Here is a 14,984-nt window from a genome sequence, read left to right on the forward strand (position 1 = left end):
CCAATGTGGCATTGGGGACACAGCAGACCCGGCTTGAGGGTTCCCCCGGTTGGTTCTTGACAGTCGATCACCTGGTCATAAAGGGGATCCAGGCGTAAGTGATCTTGAACGAGGGTCGTAGAGTCTGTCCGTGCACCCGCTGCGATCGCTGATCCTCGCGGCGGCCGGCAACGATGCGATCCGTCGGCTTGTCGCCACCGCTCCGGTCAGCCGAGATGTCGTCCGGCGGTTCGTCGCCGGGGAAACGACGGCGGACGCGGTGGCCGTGACCCGCGAAGTCGTCGCCTCCGGCCGGTCGGTCACCCTGGACCACCTCGGCGAGGACGTCGCCGACGTGGCCCACGCCGACGAGAACGTCCGCGCCTACCTTGAGCTGCTCGACGCGTTGCACGCCGAGCAGCTGGCCGCCAGGGCCGAGGTGAGCGTCAAGCTTTCCGCGGTCGGCCAGAAGTTGAGTGAGCGCGTGGCGCTGGACAATGCGTCCCGCGTATGCGCGGCGGCCGAACAATGCGGCACAACCGTCACACTCGACATGGAGGACCACGCCACCACCGACTCGACTCTGCGAGTGCTCGCGGAGTTGCGGCGCACCTGGCCGTCGACCGGCGCGGTCCTGCAGAGCTACCTGCACCGGACCCTGACCGACTGCGGACGGCTCGCGAGTACCCGGGTACGACTCGTGAAGGGTGCTTATGCCGAGCCGGCGGCCGTCGCGTTCGGCGGCCATGAAGTGGATCTGAATTACGTGCGATGCGCGAATGCGCTCCTGGCCGGTGATGGATACCCGATGTTCGCAACCCACGACCCCCGTCTGGTGCGTATTGTCGGCGAACGGGCGCGTTGGTATGACCGGAAGCCGGGAACCTACGAGTACCAAATGCTTTTCGGAGTCCGGCCAGACGAACAGCGCCGGCTGGCGCAGGAGGGGGAGACAGTGCGGGTCTATGTGCCCTATGGCTCTCAATGGTATGGCTACCTCATGCGCCGGTTGGCCGAAAGGCCCGCCAATACAACGTTCTTCGCACGTGCATTGGTCAGCCATTCGTGAACGGGCGAGGAAGTAACGTGATCTCGTTCAGTACAGCCGCCGCCATTCGTCCTATGGGCGACGGCACATTCACCGCGGAACTGCCGGCCGAGTGGACCGTCGGTGGCAAACCGCACGGCGGTTTCCTACTCGCACTGCTGGCAAAAACCGCAGTCGCTTTGCATACCGGCAACGGCACCCCGTTGGTGGATCCGCTCGCAGTCAGCGCGCAGTTCTTGCACGCCCCGGGAGTCGGGCCCGCGTTGTTGCGAACCGAAGTCCGCAAAACCGGCCGTCAGGCAACGGTCGTCGCGGTCAATTTGGAACAGCGCGGCCGCAGCTGTGTCGAGGCGGTGATCACGACCGGACGGCTGCCCCGCGACCGTGCGGCGTGGACGGACCTGCCGAACCAGCCTGCCGAGCCGCCGGGCAACGCGATCGACATCGCCACGCTGCCGTCGGCGTCGATGTTCCGGCTGACCGAGGGCTGCGACGTGCGGCTCGACCCGTCCGGTGCGGGGTTCCTGCATGGGCACGTGGGCGATCCGTTGCGGCTACGGCTGTGGGCACGCCCGCGCGGTGAGCACGCGGACCCGTTGTTCGCCCTCGTCGCCGGCGACATCTCGATGCCGGTGACGTTCAACCTGGGCCGTATGGGTTGGTCGCCTGCTGTACAGCTGACGGCGTTGTTGCGATCCAGACCCGCGCCAGGGTGGCTGCGGATCCAGGTCGACTGCCGTGCCGTGCATGGGGCGTGGTTCGACTCAGACGCCACGGTGGTGGACTCGACGGGCCGTCTGGTGTGTCAGGCACGTCAGCTGGCCCTGACTGCGACGACGGGCTGATCTGGCACGCTTACGGGTCATGACGACCATTGCTGTGCTGGGGGCGGGCAAGATCGGTGAGGCGCTGCTGTCCGGGCTGCTGTCCGGTGGCAGGCAGCCTGAGGATCTGCTGTTCACCGAGCGCTATGAGGAGCGCGCGGCCGAGCTGACCAAGCACTACGGCGTGCGCGCGGTGGACGTGCCCACGGCCGCCGCGGAGGCCGATGTGCTCGTGGTCGCGGTCAAGCCGCAGGACATCGACCCGGTGCTCGACGAACTGGCCCCGGTCGTGAACGAACGCAACCTGATCGTGTCATTGTGCGCAGGTCTGCCCACGTCGCTGTACGAGCGCAAGCTGCCCGACAGCATCCCGGTCGTCCGCGTCATGCCCAACACGCCGATGCTCGTCGGCCAGGCGATGAGCGTGATCTCGGCGGGCAGGCACGCCCAGCCGCAGCATCTGGCACTCGTCGAGGAGCTGTTGTCGACCGTGGGAGAGGTCATCCGCGTGCCCGAGTCCCAGCAGGACGCCGTCACCGCGCTGTCCGGGTCCGGTCCGGCGTACTTCTTCTACCTCGTCGAGGCCATGATCGACGCAGGCATCCTGCTCGGCCTGCCGCGCAACGTGGCCGAGAAGCTGATCATCCAGTCCGCCGTGGGCGCCGCCGCCATGCTCGCCGAAACAGGTGAACACCCAGTCACGCTGCGTGAGGCCGTGACCTCGCCGGCCGGCACCACGATCATGGCTATCCGTGAGCTCGAGCGCCACGGAGTGCGAGCAGCCCTGCTCGCGGCCATCGAAGCCGCACGCGACCGTTCCCAGGAGCTCGGCAAGGCTCACGAGGCGTAATGCGCCGTACCCCTCATGGAGGTCGCAACTGTCACACGTGTCCCGCTACTCTCTCTAGAAGCACGTGCGTGTCGATACTGCCGATGGGGAAGATCGGTAGCGCGACGCGTGGCTAAGGACGCGTGACACATGCCGACCAACAAGAGAAATGCGGAACCCACACCGATCAGCCCCACGGCGATCAATCAGGTGCAGTTCCTGACAGTCGCCGAGGTGGCCAAGATGATGCGGGTCTCCAAGATGACTGTCTACCGGCTCGTGCACTCCGGCGAGATGCCCGCGGTGCGGGTCGGAAAGTCGTTCCGGGTGCCGGAGAAGGCCGTGCACACCTACCTGGAGAACGCCTACTTCGACGCCGGCTGACGGGCCGGGTGAAGGGCAGTGACTCCGACCGGGTGACCGCCGGGTAAACTCGGCGGTCGCTCGTGCGTGTGCCCCGATCGTGGCCCTGCGCGGTAGAAGACCCACCAACAGACAAGGCAAGGAACCCGTATGGGCTCGGTTATCAAGAAGCGACGCAAGCGCATGTCCAAGAAGAAGCACCGCAAGCTGCTGCGCAAGACCCGGCACGCGCGTCGCAAGCAGGGCAAGTAACCGGCTCCGCCGATCGGGTGATAACCGCAAAACCATGTGTGACCTGCGTTAACACCTCGTATCTCCAGGCGGGTTCGCGGCGGGTGGGCGAGTAAGCTACCGGCGGTCAGAACGCCTGCGGAGAGGTACACATGACGCCCAAGGTCGTCCTGGTCACCGGAGCGGGCGGGTACGTCGGTGCACATCTGGCCGCACGCCTCGCCGCCAACCCGGATATCGAACGAGTTCTCGGAGTGGACACCGCTCCGCCCGCCAAAGACCTGCTCAAGGTCATGGGACGGGCGGAGTTCGTCCGCGCCGACATCCGTAACCCGCTGATCGCCAAGGTGATCAGCTCGGCACGGGTGGACACCGTCGTGCACGCCGCCACCACGGCGAGCCCGCCGGGCCCCTCCCGCCGCACGGCCATCAAAGAGATGAACGTGATCGGCACCATGCAGCTGCTCGCCGCGTGCCAGCGCTCGCCGCAGGTACGCAAGCTCGTGGTCAAGTCCAGCGCCGCGGTCTACGGCGCAGGCGCCCGCGTTCCGGCTGTGTGCACTGAGGACATGGCGCCCAAGGAGCTTGCCACCAGCGGGTATGCCCAGGACGCCGTCGAGGTCGAGGGGTATGTCCGCGGTTTCGCACGTCGCCGTCCGGACGTGCCCGTCACCACCATGCGGCTGACGAACATGATCGGCCCCGGCGTCGACACCGTGCTCACGCGGTACTTCGCGCTGCCGGTCGTGCCCACTGTGCTGGGCTTCGACGCCCGGGTGCAGTTGCTTCACCCGGAGGACGCACTCGCTGTCCTCGAGCGTGCCACCACAGCCGACCACCCCGGCGTCTACAACGTCGGCGGGGATGGCGTGCTCACGCTTTCACAGGCCATCCGACGGGCTGGCAGGGTTGCCGTCCCGGTTCCGCGGGTGGCGATTCCCGCCGCGGCCAGGGTCCTTCAGAACGCCCGTGGCGTGGACTTCTCGCACGACCAGATCCAGTTCCTCAACTACGGCCGGGTTGTGGACACCACCAGGCTGAAGCGTGATTTCGGCTTCTCGCCGCGGTGGAGCACACGCCAGGCATTCGATGACTACGTCCATGGCCGAGGCCTGCGACCGGTGCTCGACCCGGCGCGCCTGGCGGGCCTGGAGAAGAAGCTATCGCTGGTCCGCGACGACCGGCGAGGATCGTAAACGACGAACCGATGGGTGAACTGCTCATGCAGGAAGCACAAGTGATCCCGCTGCGCACCCCCGAACAACGTCGTCGGATGAACCGCACATTGACCGAGCGGGTGGACCCACGCCCGTTGGTCGAACCAACCCCGTTGCGCCCCGCGCCCGAACCCACCGGCCTGCAGCAGAACATCGCGGGCGCCCTGGGTTTCCTCCGCAAGCGGCTGACCGGTGATTACGCGGTTGACGAGTTCGGTTTCGACAAGCAGCTGACCGACAACGTGATGATGCCGCCGTTGCGGCTGATCTACGAGAGATGGTTCCGCGTGGAGACACACGGGACTGAGAACCTGCCGCTGGACGGCGGCGCACTGGTCGTCTCGAACCACTCCGGCACGTTGCCGTGGGACTCGGTGATGACCGCGATCGCGGTGCACGACAACCACCCGCACAACCGGCATCTGCGGATGCTGGGCGCGGATCTTGTCTTCAAGGTGCCGCTGCTGGGCAGCCTGGCGCGCAAGACCGGCCAGACCCTGGCGTGCGCGGCCGATGCCGAGCGGCTGCTGAGCTCCGGCGAGCTCGTCGGCGTGTGGCCGGAGGGCTTCAAGGGCGTCGGCAAGCCGTTCAAGGACCGCTACAAACTGCAGCGGTTCGGCCGGGGCGGATTCGTCGCGGCGGCGCTGCGTACCGGTGTCCCGATCATCCCGGTGTCGGTCGTGGGCGCCGAGGAGATCTACCCCAAGATCGGCGACCTGAAGCCGTTGGCCCGGCTGCTGGGCCTGCCGTACTTCCCGGTGACGCCGACGTTCCCGTTGCTCGGCCCGCTCGGCGCCGTGCCGTTGCCGTCGAAGTGGTACATCGAGTTCGGCGAGCCGATCCGCACCGATGAGCACGATCCGGCGGACGCGGACGACCCGATGGTCGTGTTCAACCTCTCCGACCAGGTCCGCGAGACCATCCAGCAGTCGATCTACCGCCGCCTCGCCCAACGCCCCGGCGTCTTCCGCGGCTGAGAGTCGTGTCGTGCCCCCAAAGTGGCTTTCGGAGCGCTGGATGCCCCCAACGCCACTTTGGGGGCAAACCTCACATGGGTGGATTGTGCTCACACCGTAACTGTCGGGGGCTCAGATTCGTTGTCACCGTTGACAGCCCATGAGTGGGGAGACCGGTGGACAGCGGATCAAGTGGTGACCAGGACGAGCGCTTCGCTCGTGCGTTGTCGTCCGCGGATCCTGACCCCGATTTCGAGACGGAACTGGCGATCGTCGCGGCCTTGCGCACCCTTGGCCCCGGGATCGCGCCGGACGATCTTGCTCGTGAACGGATGCGTAAGCGCGTCCTGGTCAAGGCCAGTCCGGCCGTCAGTTCCCGTCGTGGCCGTTTCGCCGTCGCGCTCGTCGCCGCGCTCGCGTTGGTTCTCGCGCTTGGCGGTATGAGCCTGCTGTTGTCGCGCGACGCGCTGCCTGGCGACGCGCTCTACGGCGTGAAGCGGACCGCTGAGGCCGCGACGCTCGGTCTGACATTCGGCGACGAGTCAAAAGCGTTGAAGCACCTGGAGTTCGCGAACGCCCGGGTCGGCGAGATGGAGACGCTGGCCCAGCGCCACCCGGATCCGGCTGACGCCCCGGTCGGCGGTTATCTCACCGCGTTGACGGACTTCGACGCCGACACCACCCAGGCGTCCCGCCAGCTGATCGCGCTGGCCACACGCGGTGAACTGCAGCAGCTCGAATCGCTGCGGGCCTGGGTGGCGCAGCAGACCACGCGGCTCGCCGCGCTCGGCCCGCGCCTGCCGGTCTCCGTACAGCAGCGCACCACCACGTCACGGCAACTTCTCGACAAGATCGCCGAGCGGTCCACCTTGCTGCTGGGCCGGGCCGACTGCTACCAGATCACCACCGGCGGCTCGGACGACATCGGCGCGATACCCGCCACAGGCCTGTGCCACCGCGACACCGCGAGCAGCGCCCCGACGGTGTCCACTGGGCCCACGTCGACGCAGCAGCAGCCTCGGGTCAAGACGCCGGAAACCCCGCCACCACCCGCGCCCGAGGAGAGCAAGGCGCCGGTCGTGCCCACCCCGCCGGTCGAGCAGACGGTGCCGCAGGTCCCGCTGCTGCCGGTGCCCGTGCCGAGCGCCCCGGTCCAGCCGAGCGCCCCGAGCCAGCCCCAGCTGCCGATCCCGATCCTGGAACTTCCACCCTTGCTGCCCGGACTCCCGGCGATCCGTATCGGTTGACCGCATCCGGGTCAGTACCCTGTGTCGATGGGGGTAACTCGTGATTTTCCCGGAGGCTCGGTGGTGACCCGCAGGCGCGATCAGGACAAGCAACCGGAGCTTGAGCGGCTGGCTGTGCTCGCCGGGGCCGCGTCCGCCGACGCCGCTGTCGCCATGGAGCCCGAAGGCTCGCCGGTCACCGGGCCGCCCGACCTGACCGCGGCGGCGTTCTTCGACGTGGACAACACGATGATGATGGGCGCGTCGATCTTCCACTTCGCCCGCGGGATGGCCGCGCGCAAGTTCTTCACCACCGGTGACCTCGCTCGCTTTGCCCTGGAGCAGGCCAAGTTCCGGCTGCTGGGCAGCGAGAGCCCGGAGGGCATCCGCCGCAGCCGGGAGACCGGGCTGAGCTTCATCGCCGGGCACAGCGTCGACGAGATGCGTGAGCACGGCGAGGAGATCTACGACGAGCTGATGGCCGACAAGATCTGGGCCGGCACACGTCAGCTCGCCCAGATGCACATGGACGCAGGTCAGCGCGTGTGGCTCGTCACCGCGACGCCCGTGGACCTGGCCGCGATCATCGCCCGCCGCCTGGGGCTGACGGGTGCGCTCGGCACGGTCCTCGACAGCGAGGACGGCGTCTACACCGGCAGGCTCATGGGCGACCTCCTGCACGGGCGCGCGAAAGCCCACGCGGTGCGGGCCCTTGCCGCTCGCGAGGGCCTTGACCTGCGACGATGCACGGCCTACTCGGACTCCGTGAACGACGTCCCGATGCTGTCGGTCGTCGGTACGGCTGTGGCGATCAACCCGGACGGTGAGCTGCGGGACGTCGCCCGCAAGCGCGGCTGGGAGATCCGCGACTTCCGGACCGGGCGTAAGGCCGCCAAGATCGGCGTCCCGTCGGTGCTCGGTGCTGGTGCTCTCGCGGGCGCGATCGCAGTGGGGATGGCGTACCGGCGCCGCGCCTAGCGCAGGCCCGTCGGCAATAGCTGGGCCAAGCGCCGGACCGCTCGGTGCTGCAGGGCCTTGATGGCGCCTTCGTTGCGGTGCATCAGCTCGGCCGTTTCGGCGACCGACAGGCCCTGCAGGAAACGCAGGGCGATGCATTCGCGCTGGTCGTCGCCGAGTTGCTCGATGCATTTGAGCAGCTCGGCGTTGGTGAGCTTGGACAGCACCTGCTGCTCAGGGCCGACCTGCACGGTCCGGCCGTCATCCACCTCCGCGCGAGTCACCTCAAGCCGGAAGCGGCTCGACTTCACGTGGTCGAGCACGAGGTTGCGGGCGATGGTGACCAGCCACGCGCCGACGTCCCGGCCCTGGTAGGTCACGGACGCGATGCGACGCAGCGCCCGCAGGAAGGTCTCGCTGGTCACGTCCTCGGCCAGTTCACGGTCGCCGACGCGAAACAACACGTACCGGTATACGACGTCCACATAACGGCCGTAGAGTTTTCCGAACGCCGAGGTGTCGCCGCGCTGAGCACGGTGCACCAGGTCCCACGCCTGGCGGTGCTCGGCGTCCAGCTCCTTTTCCGAGCCGGCATCCGGCCGTGTCTCGGCGCTGTTACGCGCCTGCCACGACGGTGAAGGCATCGGTACTCCCTCGTCGGTTCTCTACGCGACCGCACCGCCGCACCAGAGCCGTAACGCAGCATACGTGTTGTTACTGCAAAGTAGGTAGCGGGTCGAGTATGAGGATGAGACACGATAAGAGCACCTACGTGACGTGAGTGGCTCATGCCACACTGCGTGTCGCCGGATAGTTGACCCGAAATGAGGTTCCGCATGGCGCAGGCGCCCCGCAACGTGTCTGACCTGGTCGCGCGCGCGGCCGAGACGGCGCCGGACCATCTCGCCTTCGCCGAGTCGGGCACCGAGGTCTCGGTCAGCTGGTCGAAACTGGACAAAGCGGTCGACGCTGAGGCCAGGCGCCTGCTCGACGCGGACCTGCAGCCCGGCGACCGGGTCGCCATTCAGCTACCGACCGGCGTGCCGTTTGTCGTCGCGCTGTTCGGAGCGCTGCGCGCGGGCGCGACGGTCGTCCCCATGTCCGCGGACCTGCCTGAGCGTGAGCGGCAGCGTGTGGTTGAGCACTGCACGCCTAAGTTCGTGATCAACGAGCCGCCGTCCGTCGACGCGACCGCTGACGCAGTCCGTGGCGCGCCAGGCGGCGAGGACATCGCGTTGCTTTGCTACACATCCGGGACGGTCGGCACGCCCCACGGCGTGATGCTGTCGCACCGCGCGATGCTGGCCAACGTGGAGCAGTGCGCGTCCTTGAAGCCTGCGCCTGTGACCGCGACCGACCGTGTGTTGCTCGCTGTTCCGCTGTTCCACGCCTACGGCCTCGGCCCCGGGTTGTTCCAGGTCGCGGCAGCCAGCGCCTCGGCTGTCCTGATGGAGCACTTCAGCGTCGAGCCGGCGTTGAAGACGTGCGAGGAGTACCGGATCACAGCGATCGTGGGCGTGCCGCCGATGTACCAGGCGTTTGCCAGTGTCCCCGCGGAACGCCTCTCCGCAGGGCTGGCGACGTTGCGCCTGCTCACCTCAGGCGCCGCGCCACTCGAGCCAGGCACGCTGCTGGCTATGCGCCAGGCGACGGGCCTGAACGTCTACGAGGGCTACGGCCTGACCGAAACCGGCCCCGTGCTCACGTCCACGCTTGTCGGCGGCATCGCGAAGCCTGGTTCGGTCGGCCGTCCGCTCCCCGGCGTCGAACTCCGCCTGGTCGACAGCGACGGCGAACCCGGCGACGAGGACGACGCCGGCGACGCGGGAGTCGTCTCGGTCCGTGGCGCGAACCTGTTCAGCGGCTACTGGCCCGACGGCGCACACGGCCCCGACGCCGAAGGCTGGTTCCGCACCGGCGATGTCGGCTACCTCGACGACGAGGGCGACCTGCACCTGGTTGACCGGGCCAATGACCTGATCATCGTCAACGGCTTCAACGTCTACCCGCACGAAGTCGAACAGGTCCTCTCCGAGCTGGCGGAAATCGCCGAAGCCGCCGCGATCGGCGTCCCGGACGAACGCACCGGCGAACGCGTCAAAGCCGTCATCGTCCTGCGTGACGGCGTGGAACTCACCGAGGACCAGGTCCGCGACCACTGTGCGGCCCGGCTGGCGAAATTCAAGGTCCCAGGCCCGATCGAGTTCGTCAGCACCCTGCCCCACTCGGTCACGGGCAAGCTGCGCCGGGCCTCCCTGCGCAAGGCCGATACCGTGTGACCGTGCCCCATGTGACCGTGATGACCAGGCAAGGCTGCCACGCCTGCGGCCTCGCCGAGGCGGACGTCGAGCGCATCTGCACCGACCTCGGCGTCCCCTGGTCGGCCGAGGACGTCGACGAGGACCCGGAACTCCGCGCCGAATACGGCGACCGGGTCCCGGTGATCCTGATCGACGACGTCGAACACGGCTACTGGAAGGTCGAAGAGGACCGCCTGCGCACCGCCCTCGCCTGACACACGTAACGGGTTTCTTACCGCTTGTGGACCCGGGGTGCGATCCGTGATGTGTTGGGCGTCGAATGGAGGGTGTGGAGCACTCGGACAACAAGCTGCCCGCCTGGCGCGCGGCACTGGTCGGTGTCATCGCGGTCGCGGCGGCGCTGGCGGCGGGTCATCTGGTGGCCGGCGTTCTGGACGCGAACTCGTCGCCGTTCCTCGCGGTCGGCAACACCGCGATCGACATAACGCCCGCTCCGATCAAGGACTGGGCGATCAGCACGTTCGGCACGGCCGACAAGCTCGTTCTGCTCAGCGGTATGGGAGTTGTGCTGCTGGGCATCGCGGTGCTCGCTGGGTTGCTGTCGCGCCGGAGCGTGACGCCGGGGACTGTGGTGGCGGTCGTGATCGGCGCTTTGGGCGTCATCGCGGTGATGGTCCGGCCGGACCTCGGCCAGTTGTCGATCCTGGCGCCGGTGGCGAGCCTTCTCGCCGGGGTCGGCGTATTCCGGTGGCTGCACAGGCTGGCTCATGGCATTGAAGAATCTGCGGATCGGCGCAGGTTCATGCAGGTTTCAGCGGGAGTCGTGACCGGGATCGGGGTCGCCGGTCTCGGCGGGCAACTGCTCGCAGTCCGCACTGACGTCGATGGTTCGCGTGCTGCGGTGGGGCCGCTCACGCCTGCTCAGCCCGCACCGGCTGTTCCGGCAGGCGCCGATTTCGCGCCCGCCACGCCCAGATTCATCACCTCGAACCGGGACTTCTATCGGATCGACACCGCGCTGAGTGTGCCCAAGGTGCTGGCCGAGGACTGGGTGCTGCGTATTCACGGCGCCGTCGACAAGGAACTGACGCTGAGCTACGCCGACATCCGCAACCGTCCGCTTGTCGAGCGCGCGGTCACATTGTGCTGTGTCTCCAACGAAGTCGGCGGCGACCTGACCTCGACTTCGAACTTCATCGGCGTGCCACTGGGGGACATTCTCGCCGATGCCGGTGTGAAACCCGGTGCCGATCAGCTCTTCTCGACCAGCGCCGACGGCTGGACCTGTGGCACGCCGGTCGCCGACGTGATGGAACGCGGGCTGCTCGCGATCGGCATGAACGGCGAGCCGCTGCCGGTCGAACACGGTTTCCCGGCCCGGATGGTCGTACCCGGCCTCTACGGCTATGTCTCGGCCACCAAATGGGTTGTGGACATGGAATTCAACCGGTTCGCCGACAAGGAGGCGTACTGGCTCAAGCGCGGCTGGGCCGCGCGTGGCCCGATCAAGACCCAGTCCCGGATAGACACCCCAACGGGCGTCGCGAACGGTCCCAAAGTGACGGTTTCGGGCATCGCTTGGGCACAGACGAAGGGCATTTCCAAGGTCGAGGTCCGTGCCGACGGCGGCGAGTGGCAGCAGGCCCGGCTGGCCGCCGAGGTGAGTCTGGACACATGGCGCATGTGGCAGATCGATATGGAACTCCCGCCCGGGGATCACACCATCGAGTGCCGCGCCACCGACCGGACGGGTTACACACAAACCGATGTGAAGGCGGATCCGGTGCCGGACGGGGCTACCGGATGGCATTCGAAGACCATCAGCGTGCGTTGACGAAACAACCGCGGGCAAGGCGACCCCACCAGGCATCACGCCGGCTTCAGCCGTTACCAGCCACTTTGTGCATCCGTTCACAAATGGCTACCGTAAGCACATCACCCCGGACGTCGCTCCGGCGGTTGTGGGATCAGTCCGGGTTTCGGTGAGGAGTAGCAGCGTGGCGGCAGCGCGTGGGCAGCGTGGCGGGGAACGGGACGCTCCCAGCGCAGCCGAGGTCACCATGCCCATCCCGCCGGTGTCGGACACCCCGATGCAACGGGCCCGGGCCATTCCCGAGGCCGCGGTGGCCCGCCTCGCGGTCTACCTGCGGGTTCTCTCCGGCATGGCCGAGCAGGGCACCGTCACTCTGTCGAGTGAAGAGTTGGCGGCCGCCGCGGGCGTGAACTCGGCCAAGCTGCGCAAGGACCTCTCCTACATCGGTTCGTACGGCACTCGTGGCGTCGGTTACGAGGTCAGCGTGCTGGTCGACCAGATCGAACGGATCCTCGGCCTGACTCGCAACCACAGCGTGGCTGTAGTCGGAATCGGTAACCTCGGACATGCCCTCGCCAACTACGGCGGGTTCCCGAGCAGAGGTTTTCCCGTGGCCGCACTTTTCGACGTCGACCCCGATCTCGTCGGGGTGCCCGTCGGCGGGCTGCCGGTGAGCCACATCGACGACATTCCCAGGATCTGCGCTGAGCGAGAGGTCTCGATCGGCGTGATCGCCACGCCGCCCGCGGCCGCTCAGGCGGTCTGCGACCGGCTGGTCGCCGGGGGCGTCGCGAGCATCGTGAACTTCGCGCCGGTGGTGCTCCAGGTGCCCGACCACGTCGAGGTACGCAAAGTGGACCTGGCCGTCGAGCTCCAGATCTTGTCGTTCCATGTCGCGCGCAGGGCGGACAGCATGAACGTCAACGGCACGGCGATGCCCCCGAAGATGAACGGGGCAGGCGTCGATGGGGTGGTGATCGGCCGATGAGCGTCCTGGCGGTTGGGCTTTCGCACCGCACCGCGGATGTCGACCTGCTCGAGCAGGTGACGGTACCCGCGGACCTTCTCGACAAGGTTCTCGCGGACCTTCTGAAATGCGCGAACGTCTCCGAGACCGTGCTGGTCTCGACCTGTAACCGGGTCGAGGTCTACGCCGTGGTCGAGGCGTTCCACGGCGGTTTGTCGGACGTGGTGGAGGTGCTCTCCAGGCACTCTGGGCAGCCGTCCGCCACGCTGTATCGCCACCTCTATGTGCACTACGCGGGTGCCGCGGTCGAGCACCTGTTCACGGTCGCCGCGGGCCTGGACTCGATGGTGGTCGGCGAGGCGCAGATTCTCGGCCAGGTGCGGCTGGCGTACAACGCCGCGCACGCGGCCGGAACCGTCGGCCGGGTCCTGCATGAGTTGACGCAGAAGGCTTTGCGCGTCGGCAAGCGGGCGCACTCGGAGACGGATCTCGACCAGGCCGGTGGCTCGGTCGTCTCGGAAGCCTTGTCCGACGCGGAATCCGTGCTAGACGGCTTGGCCGGGCGCAAGGCTCTCGTGGTCGGCGCCGGATCGATGGGCGGCCTCGCGGTGGCCGCGTTGCGCCGGGCCGCGATCGGCTCGGTCGTGATCGCGAACCGCTCGCCCGCCAACGGTTCCCGCCTCGCCGCAACGCTTGCCGAAGACGGCATCGAAGCGACGGCAGTCGGTCTTGACGACCTCGCGGCCCACATCGCCGACGCGGATGTCGTCGTGTCGTGCACCGGCGCGGTGACCGCGGTTATTCGCCAGGCACATGTCCGGCCACGGCAACGCCCGTTGGTCATCTGCGATCTCGGACTGCCGCGCGATGTCGAGCACGGTGTCGGCGAACTGCCGGACGTGACCGTGGTCGACCTGGAAAGCCTGCAGCGCCGCCTTGCCGACGCGCCGAGTGGCCAGGGCGCGGCGCGGGCGGCACGCATTGTGGCCGAAGAGGTTCAGGCGTACCTGGCGGCCCAGCGGTCCGCCGAGGTGACCCCGACCGTGACGGCGTTGCGCCGCCGGGCGGCCGAGGTCGTGGACGCCGAACTGCTCCGGCTGGACTCCAAACTCCCTGGCCTGGACGGCGAAGTACGCGACGAACTGGCCCGGACGGTCCGGCGAGTGGTCGACAAGCTGCTGCACACCCCGACAGTCCGGGTGAAGCAGCTCGCCGCGAACCCCGCGGGCGCCGGCTATGCCGACGCGTTGCGTGAGCTGTTCGCGCTCGACCCCGCGAAGCCGGATGCCATCTCCGGGTCCAATGTGGATGGTGAACTCCAATGAACCGGGTCATCCGGATCGGGACCCGGGGCAGTGCGCTCGCGCTGACCCAGACCCAGACAGTGGCCGACGCCCTGGAAAAGGCGTCCGGCGTCCGGACCGAGATCGTCACCGTGTCCACTCCCGGTGACCGCTCGTCCAAGCCGATCGCCGAGATCGGTGTCGGCGTGTTCACCTCGGCGCTGCGTGACGCGCTCGCCAACGACGAGGTGGACGTGGCCGTGCATTCCTACAAGGACTTGCCCACCGCCCCGGACTCACGGCTCTCACTCGCGGCTGTGCCGCAGCGTGAGGACCCGCGGGACGCGTTGGTGGCGCGGGATGGGCTGACGCTCGGTGAGCTGCCGCCCGGTTCAACCGTGGGGACCGGCTCTCCCCGCCGAGCCGCGCAGCTGGACGCGCTGGGGCTCGGTCTGGAGGTCGTCGGCCTGCGTGGCAATGTGGACACTCGGATCCGCAAGGTCACCGACGGTGTGCTGGATGCCGTCGTGCTGGCCAAGGCGGGGCTGAGCAGGCTCGGCCGCCTCGACGTGATCACCGAGGTGCTCGAGCCGATCCAGATGCTGCCGGCACCCGCCCAGGGTGCCCTCGCGGTCGAGTGCCGTGTCGACGACGTGGACGTCGAACACCTTCTTCGCTCCATTGTGGACGATCAAGCCACCAGGGCTGCTGTATCCGCTGAGCGCGCCATGCTGGCCGCGCTCGAAGCCGGTTGCAGCGCGCCCGTTGGCGCACTGGCCGATGTCGTGGAGGACCTCGACGACGAAGGGCGCGTGGTGATGCGCCTGTCGTTGCGTGGCGTCGCCGCGGTGTACGCGAAGAACGAGGCGGGCGATCCCGTTGTCGTCGATCTTCTGCGTGCTTCGGCCACTGGTGACCTGACCGCTGCCGAGCAGCTAGGCCGTGACTTGGCCGCGGAACTGCTCGATCTCGGCGCCGGAGTGCTGTCCGGCCCCGAGAGCCGTAGTTAGTTGATGGGAAGTGCCCTGAG

General features: G+C 67.8%; 16 protein-coding genes. 15 read left to right on the forward strand and 1 reads right to left on the reverse strand.

Translation table 11 applies throughout. The features are described 5' to 3' along the window. Positions 1-130 precede the first annotated feature (130 nt). From JOF56_RS13410 to JOF56_RS13450, 9 genes are all read left to right on the forward strand, one after another. Positions 131-1,048 (forward strand): proline dehydrogenase family protein, encoded by a 918-nt coding sequence (locus JOF56_RS13410; protein WP_209637690.1) that lies wholly within the window; start codon positions 131-133, stop codon positions 1,046-1,048. Positions 1,049-1,101: 53 nt separating this feature from the next. Beyond that, complete coding sequence (locus JOF56_RS13415) at positions 1,102-1,872, forward strand: thioesterase family protein (RefSeq protein ID WP_209648229.1); 771 nt, start codon at positions 1,102-1,104, stop codon at positions 1,870-1,872. A gap of 19 nt (positions 1,873-1,891) precedes the next feature. Then, positions 1,892-2,701: a pyrroline-5-carboxylate reductase gene (proC, locus tag JOF56_RS13420; RefSeq protein WP_209637692.1), complete on the forward strand. Its 810-nt coding sequence runs from the start codon at positions 1,892-1,894 to the stop codon at positions 2,699-2,701. Between the two features lie 129 nt (positions 2,702-2,830). After that, positions 2,831-3,064 (forward strand): helix-turn-helix domain-containing protein, encoded by a 234-nt coding sequence (locus JOF56_RS13425; RefSeq protein WP_209637695.1) that lies wholly within the window; start codon positions 2,831-2,833, stop codon positions 3,062-3,064. 129 nt (positions 3,065-3,193) lie between these two features. Beyond that, positions 3,194-3,295 (forward strand): 30S ribosomal protein bS22, encoded by a 102-nt coding sequence (locus JOF56_RS13430; protein WP_076993459.1) that lies wholly within the window; start codon positions 3,194-3,196, stop codon positions 3,293-3,295. A gap of 131 nt (positions 3,296-3,426) precedes the next feature. Beyond that, on the forward strand, positions 3,427-4,470 hold the full coding sequence (locus tag JOF56_RS13435; RefSeq protein WP_209637697.1) for an NAD-dependent epimerase/dehydratase family protein: 1,044 nt from the start codon (positions 3,427-3,429) through the stop codon (positions 4,468-4,470). A gap of 11 nt (positions 4,471-4,481) precedes the next feature. Continuing rightward, positions 4,482-5,468, forward strand: a complete 987-nt coding sequence (locus JOF56_RS13440; protein ID WP_209637699.1) for a lysophospholipid acyltransferase family protein — start codon at positions 4,482-4,484, stop codon at positions 5,466-5,468. A 155-nt stretch (positions 5,469-5,623) separates the two neighbouring features. Then, positions 5,624-6,694, forward strand: coding sequence for a DUF5667 domain-containing protein (locus JOF56_RS13445; protein WP_209637701.1), 1,071 nt, complete (start codon positions 5,624-5,626; stop codon positions 6,692-6,694). A gap of 27 nt (positions 6,695-6,721) precedes the next feature. After that, positions 6,722-7,651 carry an HAD family hydrolase gene (locus tag JOF56_RS13450; RefSeq protein ID WP_209637704.1) on the forward strand — a complete coding sequence of 310 codons (930 nt, stop codon included), beginning with the start codon at positions 6,722-6,724 and terminating at the stop codon, positions 7,649-7,651. Here the strand turns inward: JOF56_RS13450 and JOF56_RS13455 are convergent. Next, the gene (locus tag JOF56_RS13455) at positions 7,648-8,274 is read right to left on the reverse strand and encodes a sigma-70 family RNA polymerase sigma factor (protein WP_209637706.1); all 627 of its coding nucleotides are present in this window, start codon (positions 8,272-8,274) and stop codon (positions 7,648-7,650) included. The genes JOF56_RS13450 and JOF56_RS13455 overlap by 4 nt on opposite strands. A gap of 192 nt (positions 8,275-8,466) precedes the next feature. Between JOF56_RS13455 and JOF56_RS13460 the strand changes: the two genes are divergently transcribed. The 6 genes from JOF56_RS13460 (at position 8,467) to hemC (ending at position 14,964) form a co-directional block, all read left to right on the forward strand. Continuing rightward, on the forward strand, positions 8,467-9,909 hold the full coding sequence (locus tag JOF56_RS13460) for an AMP-binding protein (protein WP_209637708.1): 1,443 nt from the start codon (positions 8,467-8,469) through the stop codon (positions 9,907-9,909). Between the two features lie 20 nt (positions 9,910-9,929). Further along, the gene (locus JOF56_RS13465; RefSeq protein ID WP_209648230.1) at positions 9,930-10,145 is read left to right on the forward strand and encodes a glutaredoxin family protein; all 216 of its coding nucleotides are present in this window, start codon (positions 9,930-9,932) and stop codon (positions 10,143-10,145) included. Positions 10,146-10,210: 65 nt separating this feature from the next. Beyond that, a complete protein-coding gene (locus JOF56_RS13470) occupies positions 10,211-11,725 on the forward strand; it encodes a molybdopterin-dependent oxidoreductase (RefSeq protein WP_209637711.1) in 1,515 nt (504 codons plus the stop codon). Between the two features lie 163 nt (positions 11,726-11,888). Continuing rightward, on the forward strand, positions 11,889-12,692 hold the full coding sequence (locus JOF56_RS13475) for a redox-sensing transcriptional repressor Rex (RefSeq protein ID WP_372447869.1): 804 nt from the start codon (positions 11,889-11,891) through the stop codon (positions 12,690-12,692). After that, the gene (locus tag JOF56_RS13480; protein ID WP_209637713.1) at positions 12,689-13,996 is read left to right on the forward strand and encodes a glutamyl-tRNA reductase; all 1,308 of its coding nucleotides are present in this window, start codon (positions 12,689-12,691) and stop codon (positions 13,994-13,996) included. Before JOF56_RS13475 ends, JOF56_RS13480 begins: the two co-directional genes overlap by 4 nt. Continuing rightward, positions 13,993-14,964 (forward strand): hydroxymethylbilane synthase, encoded by a 972-nt coding sequence (hemC, locus tag JOF56_RS13485; RefSeq protein WP_209637715.1) that lies wholly within the window; start codon positions 13,993-13,995, stop codon positions 14,962-14,964. The genes JOF56_RS13480 and hemC overlap by 4 nt, the downstream gene beginning before the upstream one ends. Positions 14,965-14,984: the final 20 nt, after the last annotated feature.

The sequence above is a fragment of the Kibdelosporangium banguiense genome, from assembly GCF_017876405.1.
Lineage (GTDB): Bacteria > Actinomycetota > Actinomycetes > Mycobacteriales > Pseudonocardiaceae > Kibdelosporangium > Kibdelosporangium banguiense.